Here is a 16,014-nt window from a genome sequence, read left to right as displayed (position 1 = left end):
GTGTCGAATTCTCGCGTCGTTCAGTCTCCGGGAACGTGGTGACCGATGTCGTCCTCGATGACGTTTTCGGTCCAGGTTCCCCGGAGGAACCAGGCGGCGGTGATGATCGCCGAGGCGACGTACGAGATCGCGACGGCGTACCAGACGCCGTAGACGCCCATATCGAGCCATACGACGGCTACGAGGGCGATCGGGATCCGCCAGAGCCACAGCTCCTGGATCGAGAGCACCATCGCGGCGCGAGTCGAACCGCTGCCGCGCAGCCCGCCGAGCATGATCTGAAACACCCCGAGCATGACGTAGGACGGCCCGGCGATGAACACGTAGGCGGCGGCGTACTCGACCACCTGCGCTGCGTCCTCGGTGCCGGACTCGATGAAGATACCCGTAATGGTCTCCGCGTAGGGGTACGCGAGCGCGACGACTACGACGAACGCGGAGACGATGACGATCGAACTCAGTTTGACGGCCTGCTTGGCCCGGTCGACCTGGTCGGCGCCGAGGTTCTGGCCCACGACGGTTTCGGTTCCCCGGGCGAGCCCGAGCGCCGGCATGAACAAAAGCGACGAGAGTCGGGTGACGATCCCGTAGGCGGCGACGGCTTCGGTCCCGGCGAGCGCGATTACGGCCGTCAACACGGTGATGCCGAACGCCCGCACGCCCTGCTCGGTCGCCACCGGCGCGCCGATGTCGATGATCTTTCGAACCGTCGCGCGGTCGAGCCAGAGATCCGAGAGCGATGGATCGAGGCCGACCTTCCCCGTAAAGAGCAAGTAGAGGCCGATCGCCGCGGCGAGCGCCCGTGAGATGATCGTCGCGATCGCCGCCCCGTCGACCCCCCAGCCGTCGAATCCGGTCGCGGCGTACAGGGTCGACTCGAGACCGGTCGCGCCGACCCAGGCGAACAGCGGATTGCCGTCGAAGCCGAGGATCAGGAATGGGTCGATGATCACGTTGAGCGTGACGCTGATCGCCATCAGGTACAGCGGCGTTCGCGTGTCGCCCCAGCCGCGAGAGAGCGCGTCGAAGATGAAAAACCAGAACATGAAGGCGATGCCGAGGAACATGATCCGCGTGTATCCCACGGCGTACGCGTAGGCGTCGCCACCCGGATCCGCCCCGACCATTCGCATCAACCACGGCGTCAGGACGTAACCGACCGCGGCTAACGCGACCGCGACGATCGTCACGAACGAGAGCGTCTGGCCGGCGACGTGGCTAGAGCGAGCGTAGTTTCCGGCGCCCTTGTTCTGGGCGATCAGTACCGTTCCCGCGACGGTGAGCCCGCCACCGACGCTGATCATCAGGAAGACGACCGCCCACGAGTACGACATCGCGGCGATAGCGTCGCCGCCCAATCGACCGACCCAGTAGGTATCGGCTAAGTTGTAGCCGACGTTTAACACCTGCGAGGCGACGATCGGCGCCGACAGCACCATCAACGGTTTGAACAGTTCGCCGTCGGTGACGTTGACCGATCGGTCAGTACCGCCGCTCATTCGGTCTCCTCACCGTCCGTTCGCACCGATCCCTCCGCTTCGTCGCTCGTTTCGACCCCGTCGAGTCGCTCGTCCGGCGGGATCGAAATGGACGGATCGGCGGGATAGGCCGTCTCGGGTTCGAGGAGATCGGCGAGCAGATGGGCGACGAGGCCGTCGCGAACCGTCTCGCTGTAGGAATCTCGTCCGATCGTCAGCTGGCGGATTCGAGCGCCGTCTGCGGCCGCGAGGAGCAGATCGGCGACCACCTCGGCGTCGTGTGGCCGAAATTCACCAGAATCCATCCCGTCTTCTAGGATCTCTACCAGCGCCGACCGAAGCTGATCGTCGCTGGCGCGCAATTTCTCCCGGTAGGTCTCGTTGTACGGCGCCTGCGCCCTGAGTTCGAGCATCGCCGAGAGGTATCCCGTCTCCTCCGCCGCGGCGGGACCGCACCACCACTCGACGAACGCGGCCAGTCGGTCGACCGGCCGTTGATCACTGGTCCGCTCGATCCGCGCTTCGAACCCTTCGACGAGGTAGTCGATGAACGCCCCGATCAGCTCGTCTTTCGACTCGTAGTGGTAGAAGAGCGCCGCCTTGCTCTTGTCCGTCCGATCGGCGATAGACTGTGCGGTCAGCTCGCTGTAGCCCTCAGCACGGAGCGCTTCGTAGGTGGCGAGCATGATCGCATCGCGGGCGTCGTCGGTCACTGACTAACCAGTTAGTCAGTTAGCCTAAAAGGGGTTTCGGTTCGAAACCCCGTGAGTGACGGACACGCACGACGAGAGGTACCTATACGACCGAGCCGTGGACGAAACGGGCGACCTCCAGTAGAATCTCTGGGACGAAAACGATGAGATAGAGCCAGAACAGGAAGTTCAACGCCCCCAGAACGGCGATGAAAACTCCCACCCACCGCCTGGTCATTACTTTGGTCAACTGGTAACCGGTGTAGGCCGCGACGATTCCGAGGATCGGAACGATCAGCGAAAGGGGCCCACTCACGACCGCCCCCCAAAAGTAGAACGCGGACGAGTCTCGGGCGTTGGCAAGGTCGGTTCGAATCGACGGACGGGTGCGATTCATCGCTCCAGTGGTACGCGCCCCAGAAACATATACTGAACGTTCAGTCAGCCCCAGAGGTGGTCGATGCGTGACCGGGCATTGCTAGACACCGAGAGAACGTATCAGGACTCGTGATGCTCGGTCGGAGCGAGCGACGCATCGACGATCGCGGCGAGAGCGGCCCGTCCAGTTTCCCGTCGCTCGGGTGGGAAGCACTCGACCACCCCCTCTACGCATCGATCGATCGATTTCGGCGTTCCGAACGCCGAGACCGGAACGAGGCGCGATCCGTCCAGATCCAGCAACCGGGCGAAGCGAAGGTGCGACCCGAGGCGCGTCGAGTGCTCGCGCAGCGGTACTATCTCGTCGAGATCGACGCCGGCGACGAGACCGCCAACGGCGCCGGCACACCCGACCAGCGCACCCAGCCGGGATTCGAGTTTCCCGGAGACGACACCGAAATCGGTCGAGCCGTCGACGGAATCGACCAAGTCGTCGGCGGCTACCATCGCGTACGCCTCTTGTGCGCGTCGACAGGCCCGGCTCAGCTCGGAGAGACAGGCCTTCGTCCGATCGGCGGGAAGGTCGACCGAACCGAACTGTTCGAACGCCCGCGAGAGGAGCACGTCACCGCGGAGGATGTCCATCGTCGGGTCGTACTCGTCGACGGACGCAGACAGTTGCACGGCCGCCCGCTGGTGAACCTCGAGGTGGACGTGTGCGAGTTCCAGGGCGACAGCGACGGGGACGAACCGGGATGGTTCGAACGGTATCTTAGAGAGCGCGTCGCTCACCGCGTAGAACACCTGCGCTCGAGTTCGGGGGCCGAACGTACCATCGTCGACGGCAGAGCCGTCCTCGGCGAGTGCGCTGGATTCGAACACCCACGACGGAACCGTCGCTCTCAGTTCATCTTCGATCTGTGATCGTCTGCGTGTTATCGTCTCGTTCATCGCCGATCGCCACCCGCCGGAACGGTTCGATTCCCTCGACCGATTCAGCGTGTTATACTGACCGTTCAGTCAGAGGCGATAAGAATGTGTTGAAACCGGCGCAGGCCGGGGTCGTCCGGATCGAGCTCACGAACGCAGGTGGCGATCGACGTAGTCGAAAAGCGTCTCCCGGTTCCGTCGGATCAGCGATTGCTCCTCGAGCGTCACCCCGCGGACCATGGTCCCGTACATCGACGAGTAGAGAAACGACGCCGTCGCCTCGGCGTCGACCGCGCGAAACGTCCCGTCCTCGATCCCCCGTTCGATCGTGTCGGCCAGGTGGTCGATGATGAGCGCGTCGGTTTCGCCGATCAGCGCCCGGTAGGTTGGTTTGTGCGGCGCCTGCGAGCGAATTTCGAAGTACGCCTGGCGAAAGTTGAGCTGATCGTCGTCCATCGGTTCGGGGACGAACCGATCGATCGACTGGGTGAGTTCCTCCGCAGGGTCGTCGAGCGCCTCCGTGTCGAGATCGGACTCGACTCGGTCGATCAGAAACCGAAGAAAGTCGGTGAGGAGTTCGTCTTTGTCCTCGTAGTGGTAGTACAACAGCGATCGGCTCCGGCCGAACTCGTCTGCGATCTTCGAGATCGTGGTTTCGGGATAGCCGTGTTCACAGAGCGCCCGGTAGGTCCCTTCCATGATCGCCCGGGTCGTCTCGTCTCGATCGGCGTCCTCACTCATTGAGACCGGCTACGAAACGACGGTAAAAGATAGTTGGTATCGCTCGTGGCGGTCACTCGCCGCGCTGTAAGAATCGACGCGAGTGAGTCGAGATGGCGTCGGTCGACGGCGCGCTCGTCGTGAGGCTAACCCCGACGAAAATCGCGTAGGCGACGAGGACGCCGACGAACCCGTAGTGCATACCGAACGTGTACGCCCCAGGGATCGTACCCGTCGAGAACAGGACGGTGACCCCGGGACCGCAGAGCAAGGAGGCGACGCCCGCCGGAGCGGTTGCTCGCCGCCAGTAGGCGCCGAGAAAAACCGGTGCCGTGGTCGCAGCAAATCCGACGACCGCCAGTTCGATGAGAGCGAAGATACCGGCCGGCCGGACCAGGGCGAGGCCGACCGACGCGCAGACGATCGCGATCAACAGCACCTGCGTGACTCGAACTTCGACCCGCGGGCTCGCGTCGGGATCGACGAACGTGGCGTAGACGTCCCGGCTGATCATCGAACTCATCGTCAGCGCGACCGAGTCGGCCGTCGACATGATCGCCGCCGTCGCCGCCGCCATGACGACACCGAAGACCACGGGGTGTAACAGCGCCTCGACGAACAGCGGGATCACGTACTCCGGGTTCTCCGGCATCGGAATGACCCCGAGCGCCCACGCGCCGAGTAACGCGCCGAAGAGGTAGATCGGAATCGCGATCGCCGCGAAGAGAAATCCGGAACTGACCATCGTCGACTCGTCGGTCGCCGAGAAGTAGCGCTGGATGGTGTGTGGATAGCCGGGAACGCCGACCGTAAAGGCGAGCGCCGCCGTCACGACGAACAGCGGGGTCCACAGTTCCAATGGCCCGGTTACGTCGAACAGTCCCGGCTGGGTTTCGACCGCATCCGCCGCGATGGCCGAACCGTCGAGGCCGAAGAGCACGTAACCGACGACGCTCGCGAGGATCACGAGCAGGACCGTCGACTGAATCACGTCCGACCAGACGACGCCGCGATAGCCCGCCACGTGGACGTAGACGATCATGAAAGCCGCCATCGCCAGGATCGCGTACTCGTAGGGGACGTCGACGAGCGTCTCCAGCGCGACGCCGCCGCCGATCAGCTGGCCGGCGATCATGGCGACCATGAAGACGCCGGTGACGACGAGATAGCACAGCCCGAGCAGGGGACTGTCGTAGCGCTCCCGGACGTACTCCGAGGGGGTGAGGACGTCTCGTTCACGGCCGATACGATAGAGCGCGACGCCGACGGTCGCGAAGACGAACGTGTAGAAGACGGCCGCGATCGCGAGAAACGAGAAGACGCCGAGGCCGCCACCGACGACGTCTTCGCCGATCCCGAAGACGGTGAACGCGCTCAGAACGGTCGCCGCCAGCGTCAGCGCTAGGGTGATCGGTCCGATGGTTCGGCCGGCCAGGTAGAAATCGGCGGGCGTCTTCTCGGTAAATCTGCCGGCGTAGAGCCCCACCAGGAGCACGAAGACGAGGTAACTCAGGAAGGTCAGTTGCGCGAGCGACAGCATTATCGCCGGCCCCCCGGCGCGTTCGTTCGCCACAACCGGACGGCCGCCCACGCCAGCGCGAACATCACGCAAAGTACGCCCAACTGCACCCAGAGCCAGTTCGGAATACCGACGGTTAGCCCGGAGACGAACCGGAGGACGAACAGGTGACCAACGGCGAGGACGAACACGCAGAACGCGAGCGCGAGTCCGCCGAGCCGACGTCGCCGAACGTCGACGTTCGATCGACCGGTCGGGATTGGGGTAGTCATCGGTCGATGCTGTCGAGCGGTGACGGTTAGGTGTTTCCACCCAGTTCCGGCAGAGCCTACCGGTTTCTCGGACAGCCTTCGTCGCTACGATCCGCTCGCCTGACGTTCGATCACGTCGGAGGCGTTCGACAGCTCAGCGGCCGTGACCATCAGGAGGTCGTCGAGTGTGATGATTCCAGAGAGCGTCCCGTCTGAGACGATCGGGAGTCGCCTGATCCCCTCGTCCCGCATCGTCTCCAGCACCTCGTAGTGAGTCCGATCTTCGGACGTCGTCACGAGATCGTCGGTCATGACGTCGCTCGCAACCAGGTCGGTCACCGAGTCGGTCTCGCGAAACGCCATCGCGATCATTCGATCGGTGATGATTCCCGTCGGGTCGTCGCCGTCGGTCACGACGGCGCTGCCGACGTGTCGCTCGTCCATCTGGGTGAGTACCGCTCTGATCTCCGTGTCGGGATCGACCGTTACAACGTCCGTCGTTGCGATCTCTGTTAGCGTCATAGCGATTCGGTCACCGCTACCACGATAGGTCACAAAACCGCCGTGCCGGCCGTTGCAAGATGCGCCGAGGAAATGTCACCGTCGAGAACGGGCCCGCTTGACACCGTCGAGCGCGGCCGCGCGGGTGTCGTAGCCGATTCCGACCGCCTCACAGTCGATGCAACGCCAGGCGTACTCGCCGTTGAACCCGCGGATCGAGACGACGCCGGCACACGCGGGACAGCGTTTTGCCCGCCGTCGTTCGGCGACTCGATCGAGAACGTCGGCCACCGTGTGTGAACTCATCGTGCCGGATGGCGGGAGAGCAACGATATATGCTTTCTCACTCCGGGCGCGTGTTCGAGAGGACCGTCCAGTTACCGGAGACGACACAACGGCTCCGCCAATGAACGTCGGCCAAACCGCACCGACGGGTATGGATCCGAACGAGTTGCTAGTGGAATCCGCCCGTCTTCGGTGGACTCGCCGACTTCTTCTCGGCGGATCGATCGCTGGTGAGCGCGTCCAGGTCCACGTCGTCGAACTCTTCGGCGCGCTTACCCTCGGTCGCGTAGAGGTACAGCGTGGTCTTGATGACGCCCTGGAGCGTCTGTCCGATCAGGAAGGAGAGCAGGACGCCGGTGAGCACCGCCCCGATGGTGAAGATGGGATCGATCGGGTACAGCGCGTAGCCGATGACGACGAACGGCAAAACGACGAGAAAGCCGATCACCTGAACGGCGATCAGGCTCACTGGCGTCTCGCCCCAGAGTTCCTTGAACGTTCCCGCGCTCTCTTTGAACATTCCCGTGATCGAGGTTCGCTCGAAGACGATGACGGGGATGATGAAGAAGGTCATGAGCGTCCAGGCGACGCCGAATATCGTTCCGAACAGTCGGGCTAGTCGCGAGTCGGAGTTTTCGAGCGCGTTGATGAGCACGCCGATTGTCGCACTGATGAGCGCCCAGACGAAGAGTTGGCCCTTTACCTCCCAGGCGGCGTTCATCCCCGCTTTCAGCGACGGCTCGTTGTCGGCGAGTGCCTCGCGCGTCTGGTGAACCAGCCCGGCGGCGAAAAACGAGGAGACGAACGTCAACACGAGGTACGCCGCCCCGAGGCCGACGAGCATCGCCCCCTGGGGATCGATGGCCATCAGGCCGAACGTCACGCCGAGAAACAGCGCGAGAAAGGCCAATCCGGTGATGGCGCTCACGACGGGGAAGATCACCAGTCGCGGGTGGTGGCGCAACACCAGTATCGCGTCTTTCGTCAGCACGAGACCCGTTTTCAGGCGATCGAGTAGCTGCATACGCGCTGAAATTTGGGCCATCTCTCATAATTGTTTGTAGTTTCGTTCGCGAAACGCTGAACGATCGGGAACGAAGCCGACCGGGAGACCAGTGACCAGTTCAGACGGAAAACTCGGTCGTCGCCGTGCAGGTCCGGTTCTGGGCCGTCAGTTCACCGTCGGCCGCGTAAGACCCCGGCTCTGGGTCACGCCACTGGACGTCGAACCGTCGCGATTCGCCCGGTTCGAACGTCTCCTCGCCGAGCACCTGCGTAAACATTCGCCCGTCGGTGTAGCGCCAGATCTCGCCGCCGTCGTCGGTGACGGCGACGTCGACGCGACAGCCGTTCGAAAACCGCGCGGTGATCGGTTCGTCTCCCTCGTTCGTGACGACCAGCGTGAACGTGATCCCGTCTTCGTCGCGCGCCGTTTCGAGCGACCCGGTGAGTGACATACGCGTCGATTCGTTCGAACGTAACCTAATTCTTTCCCCCGACGACCGTGCAACGGCGGCCGTCGATCCGACGAAACGGATACACAACGCCACACCTTTCGTTGCGCTCGCCCAACGTCTTCGCGTGCAACTGGTTGGGTACGAACCGACGGCACGCGGGCCCGCGTTACTCGAGAGCGACGACGGCTCGGTCAGCCGTCGCGCGATCGAACCGGGCGACCGGCTCGAGTACGCCCTCGGAGCGCGACGGTGTGCCGGCGTCGTCGATCGCGAAACGGGACGCCACGTCGCCTGCGACCGGACGAGCGTCCCCTACTGCGACGACCACGCCTCGACGTGGGTCTGTGCGCGCTGTACGGGTACCTGCCTCAAAGACGAGATGGACTGTTTCGACGATCACGCCGTCTACCTGGCCGGATTCGCCCCCGACGTCGTCAAAGTCGGTGTAACGCGACTCGAACGACTCGAAACCCGTCTACGCGAGCAGGGTGCCGACCGTGGCGCACACGTTCACACGGTGTCGAACGGCCGAATCGCCCGCGAACTCGAAGCCGAAATCGCGACCCGGCACACCGACCGCGTCGGCACCGATCGGAAGGTCGCCGGTCTCGCGGAGACGGTCGACGAGGCGATCTGGACGGACGCGCTAGAACCGTTCGACGTGATCGCGCAGCATCGCTTCGACTACGGATTCGACCTCGAGGTGCGACCGGTTCGCGAGACGATCGCCTCTGGAGCGGTCGTCGGGATCAAAGGGCGCGTGCTCGTCGTCGAACAGGGTGGAACGAACTACGCGGTCGACATGCGCGACCTGGTCGGCTACCACACAGATTCCGATGGGTCGGAGAAACGGCTCCAAACGTCGCTCGATTCGTTCGGCACGAGCGAGTGAGCGCACCTATCGATCGGCCGCCATAACAACCCTTTTCCGAACCGCAGGTGAAGACGAAGACATGCCTGAAGAGCCAGCCGACGACGACGCGGGCGAAGACGGCGAGGAGAAGTCGTTCAGAGAACGCGTCGAAGAGATCCGCGAGAAGCGAGCCGAGGAAGGAGAAGAAGGCGGCGACCCGTTCGGCGGTGGCGGCCCCGGAATGGGCGGCGGGATGGGCGGCGGAAATCCGTTCGCACAGATGATGGGCGGCATGATGGGCGGCGGACCGGGAGCCGCGTCGGGAGGCGGAAACGAGGAACTTGCCCGGGAAGTCCGTCAGCTCCGGGACGAAGTCAGAGACGCCACGCGACAGCTTCAGCGGATCGCAGACGCACTCGAAGACGAGTAGCCCGACGCTCGGTTGTCGAGATCGATACGTGTTAGCGGATGGTCGGTTCGACGAACCGACGATACAGCACCCAAATCCGTTCGGTCACTGACCACCGACCGACGAACAGGTGGGCGAGGTAGACGCTCACGGCCGCCAGGCCGAGACCGCCGACGACGTCGATCGCCCAGTGGATGCCGAGATACATCGTCGAGACGGAGACGCTGAGCGCGCCGAAGGCGGCGAGGTAGTACCAGCCTCGATACGTATCCCTGGTCGAGTAGGCGATCGCCGCGACGGTGACCGCGAGCGAGACGTGTAGCGACGGAAAGACGTTCGTGTTTCGGTTTATCTCACCGGTGAGGTGTTGATACCGCGGATAAACGTCGTAGAGTAGCCCCTCTGCCGCGAAGTTTCGCGGTCCGTACACGATGAAAAAGACGTAGAGCAGCGGTCCGATCGTATAGTTTAGCGTGTACGCGGTCAACAGGAGCCGCAACGGCCGAGTATCGGAGAGAAACAGGTAGGCGATCACCGGAAAGACGAGCAAGAACGCGTAGCCGTAGACGTAGACGAACGAAAAGAACGCCGTCGCGATCGGCGTCTGAAACGACTGAATCCAGCCGATGAAGTCGCCCTCGAGCTGATAAAACGTCCAGGTGAGTTCCCAGCCGATAATCCAGGAGATGTCCGGAATGTACTGGCGGATGATGCTATTCAGGAGGAGCACCGCGATCAACACGACCGTCACCGGCGCGACGACGCGAAGGCGCGCCGGGAGCTCCGCTCTGGTCTGAACCAGCCGCCGCCGATCGAAAAACACCGCTGCAGCGATCGCGATCATCGCCGCGAGTACGGCCACGAGCTGAACGAGGACGGGTAGTAACATCGAGGCGACACCTGTCGTGATTCGGAGTTTCGACGAGCGGATCGCCAGCACGATCTGCTCGCTCGCGAATTCGTATCGAATACGACGGGTGCGATATTCAGTGTTCGGCCGGCTCGCACGCGCTGGGTCTTCGCGTCGACATCGACGATTGTCGCCAGTTGATCGTCGATTTCGGTCGCGTCGTCAGTTCCGAACCAGGAGGTTGCCGTCCTCGTCGAAGCGGTAGCCGATGTCCTCGAACGACTGACGAGCTGCCGCCTCGTTCAACTCGCCGTCGGTTCCGACGAACGGCGTTACCGGATCTCGACCTCGCCACTGGAGCGCACTGGGAATCCAGGGCTCGCCGAGCGGTGATGCGACGGGGTCGGCGTAGCCGTCGAAGACGGTCTCGGCGAGGTGTGCTTTGTCGATCAGCGACGCCAGAATCTGTCGGAAGTAGGGATTTCCGAGCGGCGAGATTCGCGTGTTGTAACCGACGACGTACATCCCCTCCGACGATTGCTCGATGAGTGATGCGTTCTCCGGCACGTCCAGGTCGTCGACGACGAGCGGGTTGATCGGCGTGGCGGTGAAATCGGCGTGGTCGTCGGCGATCGCCTCGACCGCCGCACCGGTCGACGCAACGACGTCGAACCGGAGCGTCTCGATCGACGGCGCGTCGAGTTCCGGCGACCTCGACGTGAAGTGTTCGTCGAATCTGGTCAGTTCGATCGAAGAACGTTCCGATCGATCGGCGAATTCGTATAGGCCGCTTCCGATCGGCGGAACGTTGTCCGTGACCACCGCCGTCGTCGTCCCTTCGGCCGTGTCGATTCCGGTGATCGAAGCCTCTTCCGTCCGGTCGGACCAGACGTGTTCCGGCAGGACCGGGATGGTGAAGGCGCTCTCAGCGGCGTCGGCTTCGCCGGCGGCGGTGAGTTCCAGCTCGTCGTCGTCGATCACGTCGACCCCATCGATGGCAGTGGCGCGCCCGCGGTAGATCGGTGCCGGCGACGGTACGTCCGATTCGCCGAGCGAGGTGTCCCTGAGCAGTTCGAACGTGAACGCGACGTCGGCTGCCGTCACCGGCTGCCCGTCGTGCCAGTCCGTCGATCGCAGCCTGACGGTCGCCGTCGATCCATCCCACTCCCAGGATTCAGCCAGCCACGGCGTTCGTTCGCCATCGTCTACGGCGGCGAGCGAGTCGTAAATCAGATCGACGAACAGCTGTCGATCCCGATACTCGACGGACAGCGGGTTCAGGTTCTGCGTCGGCCGCGCGTCAGTTACGAGGCCTCGAAGTTCGGAACCGTCCTCGTCGGCGGAGAGCCCGCTGTAGGTCAATCGGTTGGAGAACGCGTAGCGGCCCCAGCCCTCGAACGCGTCCGTATCCGCGAGTCGCAACTCGCGGGGCCGACAGATCGGCGTGAACGGTTGTTCGTTGCCGATCGCCAGTAGGAGGTCGTTAACGGCCCGTTCCCGATCTTCGCCGTTCGCGTTCCGTTGCTCATCGAGTCGCTCGTCGAACGTGATGTTCGTAAATCCGAACGGGTTCTGCCAGCCCCACTCGTCGGAGAACCGAGAGTGGAGCGATTCGTAGAGAAAATCCGGATCGCCTCCGCCCGGATGTCGACCGACGAAGAGCTCGAAGTTGTGATTGATCAGTATCTCTCGATAGAACTCGACTCGCGAGAGAAAAGAGAGGTCGGTTTCGATCCCGACCGTCTGGAGCGACTCCTCTAAGGCCATCGCGAGCTGGGTCGCCTGCGGATCGTCGTCTTCGGGAACCGTCGCGATCGAAAGCGAGAGGTTGTGATCCGGCGAGCGTCGGACGATGTTTCGTACTTCTCTGACGCACCCGCTCGTGACGGCCAGACCGCCCGCTGCGGCGGACGCGAGGAGGGACCGACGGGTGAGGCGCGAATCGGAGGGTGCCGTGCTCATTTCGAACCGAGGTATGGAACCTTCGTCACGCGCCGTATAACAGTATTGTCTTCGAGAACCCCACAGCAACCCGGTTCGTGTCGGTCGACGAACCGTTTTCGGGTCCGGATCGTTCTCACGAATTACGATCGCGGCTCGACGGATCCGCCCCGTCGATGCGGTCGTAGAGTGGTTCGACCCGGGCGGTGATCGGTTCGACGAGACGAGCGGATGTTCCGCTATCGATCAACCAGTCGGCCATCGCGACGCACGAGACCGCCAGAGCGAGTCCGGCGACGACGTCGATCGCCCAGTGGATCCCGAGATACATCGTCGAGATCCAGACGCTGACGGCGATGATCGACGCGATCGGTGCCCACAGCGGAAATTCGGCACGTGTCCGGAGCGCGTAGATCATCACCGTCGCCGAGAGTGACGTGTGTAACGACGGAAAGACGTTCGTGTAGTCGTTTACTTCACTCGTCAACGTCTGGTAGGCCGGCTGGAAGTCATACAGCATGTGCTCTACTTCGACACCGAGGTACTGTCGCGGACCGAACGCGTGGAAGGCGACGTAGAGAATCGCACCGATCGTGTAGTTCAGCGTGTAGGCTGCAAGCAGCATTCGGAGGGTCTTCGTTTCCCTGAGCGTGAAGTACGCGATTACCGGAAAGACGAGCAAGAAGACGTACGCGTAGATATATATGAACGAAAAGTACTGAGTGATCGGCGTGTTCGCGAACTCCTGGAAAACGAGGATGAATTCGCCTTCGACGTAGTAAAACCACCCACCCGCCCGGACGCCGTACTCCTCGGAGAACGAGACGAGCTCCTGGCGACTCACGCTGTTTATGAGCAACACCGGAATCAACACGAGCGCGATCGGGATGGCCGCGCGGACGCGTGCTCGCCAATCGATGAGGGCGGCTTTGAGCCGGTCGATACCGATGATCGTCGGCACGCTGATCACGAGGAGGAACGCGACGACGACGGCGACGCGTGAGAGGATCGAAACGAGCATCAGTGGTTCACCACCAGCCGCCCCGATTCGTCGTAGCGCAACCCGGTATCTGCGAAGAGGTCTCGCGCCGCCGACTCGTCGAGTTCGCCATCCTCGCCGACGAACGGCGTCTCCGGATCCGACCCGTCCCACGAATCGTATTCGGTTTCGATGCGGTCCGACCGAGGGACGGAGATCGGTTCGGCGTGGCCATCGAAGACGGACGAGACGATCCACTCGCGGTCGATCAACGACGCCACCGCTCGACGGAAGTGAGGGTTCGTAAACGGCCACCGCCTGACGTTGAATCCGACGTGGTAGAACGACCGGGCGTTCGAACTGATCAGGTCCGCCTGTTCCAGTTCCGACTGGTCGGGGACGGCGTGTGATTCGAGCGGGTACATCGTCACCGCCGCGGACCCGCCATCCACCTGATCGACGGCCAACGGGCTGTTCGAAACGTTTCGCACTCGAATCTCCGGGACAGTCGGTTCCGGTAACGAGAGCCACTCATCTAGCGTGAAGTGCTCGTCGAACCGAGTGAGCGTCAACCGATCTCCTTGCGACCGGCTCTCATACTGGTACGGACCGCTCCCGATTCGATCGACGTCGTCCGAGAGAAGTTCCTCTCTGAGCCACTCTTCCGTGCTCGCCGTCTCCTCGTCCAGGTCGGTCACGACCGGTTGCCAGACGTGTTTCGGCAGTATCGGTATCGTCAACGCATCGGGGGCGTGGGGCCCCCTCGTATCGAGGGTCAGTTCGACGGTCGACGCGTCGATCTCCTCGATCGATTCGACGAGCGATCGTTCGCGTCGAAACCGCGGTGACGGGACGGGAGACTCGGTTCGGCCGAGCGAGAGGTCGGCCAGCAGGTCGTACGTAAAGACGACGTCGTCTGCGGTTACCGGTTCGCCGTCGTGAAAGAGACTGTTCGGTCGAAGCTCGACGGTTATCGCATCACCGCCGTCGTCCCAGTCGCTCGCGAGCCACGGCGTCAACGTTCCATCGAGATAAACGCCGAGCGAGTCGTACAGTAAGCTCGTTATCGTGCCTCGTCGTCGGTAATAGACGGCGAGCGGGTTGACGTTCTGCGTCGGACGAGCGTCCGTTACGGTCCCGGTCAACCGATCATCCGATCCGATCGGTTCGAGATCGAGATAGCCGATCTGGTCGTCCAATCGGTCCGGGATCCAGCCCTCGAAGCTCGTTGGATTAACCAGCCGGTGTTCGATCGGTTCACAGATCGGAACGAACGGCTTCTCGACGAGGAGCGTGTGCAAGATGTCGTCGATCGCATCCCGTCGCGTCGAGCCGGAACTCGATCGCTGCAATTCGAGCAGTTCGTCGAGTTCGATATTCGTCAACCCGAACGGATTCTGCCAGCCGGGATCGTTCTCGAACGCGGAGTGACACAACGTATAGAGATAATCGAGTGACCGTCCGCCCGGGTGGTGACCGACGTACATGTCGAAGTCGTTTTCCATCAGAATCTGCTCGTGAAAGTCGTGCGGCGAGCGGAGGTCGATGCGCACGTCGATTCCGACGGTTTCGAGATTTGACTCGAGAATCGAGAAAATGCCGTTTACCTGCCGGTCATCGTCGTCCGGAACGGCCGTGATGGTGACCGAGAGCTGGTCGCCGCTTCCAGGCGAGAGACGATCGACTAGATCGGCACATCCCGCCGTTGCGACGACCCCACCGACAGCTCCCGAGGCGAGGAGGGCTCTTCGGGTCACTCGACGATCCGTCCAACCAGACATCAGTCTCTACTGGGAATGGCGTACTCGCTCATATAACTATATTATGACTGATGACCGGCATCCCGTTCGCACGCTGCTCTCGGGGAAGACGGCCGTGGTCGAACGCATAGACGTCAATCATCGGAATCCTAACTACTCCTCGCCAGTGACGCGTAAATACGACTCGGATTTATTCGTTCAGGCTAGTTCCGAGGTCACCCGTTACCCCAGAGTAAACGAAACACCGATTTGACCGCCGACGAAATGGGCGACAATGACGGTCGCCGAGGAGCGAATCGATCGGCTTCAGCAACTAGCTCGCACGGCGGCGGCCGACGACGAACACGACCGAGCGCGCGAGTACGTCAGACTGGCCAGACGGATCGCAGAGCGCAACCGGCTCGAGCTTCCACGGTCGTTCACCCGCGCCACGTGTGATCGCTGCGACGCGTACCTGCGACCGGGAGACAACGCCCGGGTCAGGCTCCGCGACGGTCACGTCGTCATCACGTGTTCGTGTGGTCACCACAGTCGGTATCCCTACGAGTGAACTCGCCGACCGACGTGGCGTGGATGCGGGAGATTCAAACCCTTCCTCGCCCACCTGCCCGTATGGACGAACACGAACGCAAGGCTCGCGCTCACGATCTGGACGTCACCGTCTGGGTCGGAAAGAGCGGCGTCGATGCCGTCGTCGACGAACTCGACGATCAACTGGGCTCGAATGACCTGGTGAAAGTAAAGTTTCTGCGAGCGGCCCGCGGTCGGACCGAGACCGACGAACTCGCAACCGAGTTAGCAGCGCAGGTCGACGCCGAACTCGTCGAGACGCGGGGACATACGTCCGTACTGTACCGGCGGTAGCGTAGAAACGTTCTCGGGAGCCGAGCACGATCAATCGTCGGCCGCGTGCGGCGAACCGCTCGAGGCCGGACGATCGTCGGTCGGTCGACGCGTCGACTCGTTCGTCCCGAATCTGCAATCTGACGGCGACCTATTGCTGGATGCCGA

19 protein-coding genes are annotated in these 16,014 nt (G+C 62.7%); 4 read left to right on the top strand and 15 right to left on the bottom strand.

Annotation, left to right across the window (positions count from 1 at the left end; genetic code table 11):
- Window positions 1–20 precede the first annotated feature (20 nt).
- The 11 genes from NKH31_RS12995 to NKH31_RS12945 form a co-directional block, all read right to left on the bottom strand.
- Window positions 21–1,499 carry an MATE family efflux transporter gene (locus NKH31_RS12995; RefSeq protein ID WP_254862221.1) on the bottom strand — a complete coding sequence of 493 codons (1,479 nt, stop codon included), beginning with the start codon at window positions 1,497–1,499 and terminating at the stop codon, window positions 21–23.
- Window positions 1,496–2,191, bottom strand: a complete 696-nt coding sequence (locus tag NKH31_RS12990) for a TetR/AcrR family transcriptional regulator (protein WP_254862220.1) — start codon at window positions 2,189–2,191, stop codon at window positions 1,496–1,498. The genes NKH31_RS12995 and NKH31_RS12990 overlap by 4 nt, the downstream gene beginning before the upstream one ends.
- An 82-nt stretch (window positions 2,192–2,273) precedes the next feature.
- Window positions 2,274–2,567: a hypothetical protein gene (locus tag NKH31_RS12985; protein WP_254862219.1), complete on the bottom strand. Its 294-nt coding sequence runs from the start codon at window positions 2,565–2,567 to the stop codon at window positions 2,274–2,276.
- 101 nt (window positions 2,568–2,668) lie between these two features.
- Window positions 2,669–3,499 (bottom strand): polyprenyl synthetase family protein, encoded by an 831-nt coding sequence (locus NKH31_RS12980; RefSeq protein WP_254862218.1) that lies wholly within the window; start codon window positions 3,497–3,499, stop codon window positions 2,669–2,671.
- 126 nt (window positions 3,500–3,625) lie between these two features.
- A complete protein-coding gene (locus NKH31_RS12975; RefSeq protein ID WP_254862217.1) occupies window positions 3,626–4,219 on the bottom strand; it encodes a TetR/AcrR family transcriptional regulator in 594 nt (197 codons plus the stop codon).
- Window positions 4,220–4,271: 52 nt separating this feature from the next.
- Entirely contained in the window at window positions 4,272–5,738 is a 1,467-nt protein-coding gene (locus NKH31_RS12970; protein WP_254862216.1) for a sodium:solute symporter family protein, read from the bottom strand.
- Window positions 5,738–5,989, bottom strand: a complete 252-nt coding sequence (locus NKH31_RS12965; protein WP_254862215.1) for a hypothetical protein — start codon at window positions 5,987–5,989, stop codon at window positions 5,738–5,740. The genes NKH31_RS12970 and NKH31_RS12965 overlap by 1 nt, the downstream gene beginning before the upstream one ends.
- Window positions 5,990–6,073: 84 nt before the next feature.
- Entirely contained in the window at window positions 6,074–6,490 is a 417-nt protein-coding gene (locus NKH31_RS12960; protein WP_254862214.1) for a CBS domain-containing protein, read from the bottom strand.
- Window positions 6,491–6,565: 75 nt separating this feature from the next.
- On the bottom strand, window positions 6,566–6,775 hold the full coding sequence (locus NKH31_RS12955; protein ID WP_254862213.1) for a hypothetical protein: 210 nt from the start codon (window positions 6,773–6,775) through the stop codon (window positions 6,566–6,568).
- Window positions 6,776–6,923: 148 nt separating this feature from the next.
- Window positions 6,924–7,778: a DUF6159 family protein gene (locus NKH31_RS12950; protein ID WP_254862212.1), complete on the bottom strand. Its 855-nt coding sequence runs from the start codon at window positions 7,776–7,778 to the stop codon at window positions 6,924–6,926.
- Between the two features lie 100 nt (window positions 7,779–7,878).
- Window positions 7,879–8,211, bottom strand: coding sequence for a BsuPI-related putative proteinase inhibitor (locus tag NKH31_RS12945; RefSeq protein ID WP_254862211.1), 333 nt, complete (start codon window positions 8,209–8,211; stop codon window positions 7,879–7,881).
- 124 nt (window positions 8,212–8,335) lie between these two features.
- On the opposite strand from NKH31_RS12945, the gene NKH31_RS12940 reads away from it, so the two are divergent.
- Window positions 8,336–9,103, top strand: coding sequence for a DUF2797 domain-containing protein (locus NKH31_RS12940; protein WP_254862210.1), 768 nt, complete (start codon window positions 8,336–8,338; stop codon window positions 9,101–9,103).
- 61 nt (window positions 9,104–9,164) lie between these two features.
- Window positions 9,165–9,494, top strand: coding sequence for a hypothetical protein (locus tag NKH31_RS12935; protein WP_254862209.1), 330 nt, complete (start codon window positions 9,165–9,167; stop codon window positions 9,492–9,494).
- Between the two features lie 31 nt (window positions 9,495–9,525).
- Here the strand turns inward: NKH31_RS12935 and NKH31_RS12930 are convergent, their stop codons facing one another.
- From NKH31_RS12930 to NKH31_RS12915, 4 genes are all read right to left on the bottom strand, one after another.
- On the bottom strand, window positions 9,526–10,362 hold the full coding sequence (locus tag NKH31_RS12930; RefSeq protein WP_254862208.1) for a phosphatase PAP2 family protein: 837 nt from the start codon (window positions 10,360–10,362) through the stop codon (window positions 9,526–9,528).
- Window positions 10,363–10,545: 183 nt separating this feature from the next.
- The gene (locus NKH31_RS12925; RefSeq protein ID WP_254862207.1) at window positions 10,546–12,285 is read right to left on the bottom strand and encodes an ABC transporter substrate-binding protein; all 1,740 of its coding nucleotides are present in this window, start codon (window positions 12,283–12,285) and stop codon (window positions 10,546–10,548) included.
- A 115-nt stretch (window positions 12,286–12,400) separates the two neighbouring features.
- Window positions 12,401–13,285, bottom strand: a complete 885-nt coding sequence (locus NKH31_RS12920; protein ID WP_254862206.1) for a phosphatase PAP2 family protein — start codon at window positions 13,283–13,285, stop codon at window positions 12,401–12,403.
- Window positions 13,285–15,000: an ABC transporter substrate-binding protein gene (locus tag NKH31_RS12915; protein ID WP_254862205.1), complete on the bottom strand. Its 1,716-nt coding sequence runs from the start codon at window positions 14,998–15,000 to the stop codon at window positions 13,285–13,287. Before NKH31_RS12915 ends, NKH31_RS12920 begins: the two co-directional genes overlap by 1 nt.
- Before the next feature lie 277 nt (window positions 15,001–15,277).
- Between NKH31_RS12915 and NKH31_RS12910 the strand changes: the two genes are divergently transcribed.
- Window positions 15,278–15,553 (top strand): ribonuclease P protein component 4, encoded by a 276-nt coding sequence (locus NKH31_RS12910; protein ID WP_254862204.1) that lies wholly within the window; start codon window positions 15,278–15,280, stop codon window positions 15,551–15,553.
- A gap of 62 nt (window positions 15,554–15,615) precedes the next feature.
- Entirely contained in the window at window positions 15,616–15,867 is a 252-nt protein-coding gene (locus tag NKH31_RS12905) for a YhbY family RNA-binding protein (protein ID WP_254862203.1), read from the top strand.
- Window positions 15,868–16,014 lie beyond the last annotated feature (147 nt).

The organism is Halovivax gelatinilyticus (assembly GCF_024300625.1).
GTDB lineage: Archaea > Halobacteriota > Halobacteria > Halobacteriales > Natrialbaceae > Halovivax > Halovivax gelatinilyticus.
Note: the sequence above shows the minus strand (reverse complement) of the source record. Positions and strands in the feature narration are given on the sequence as shown.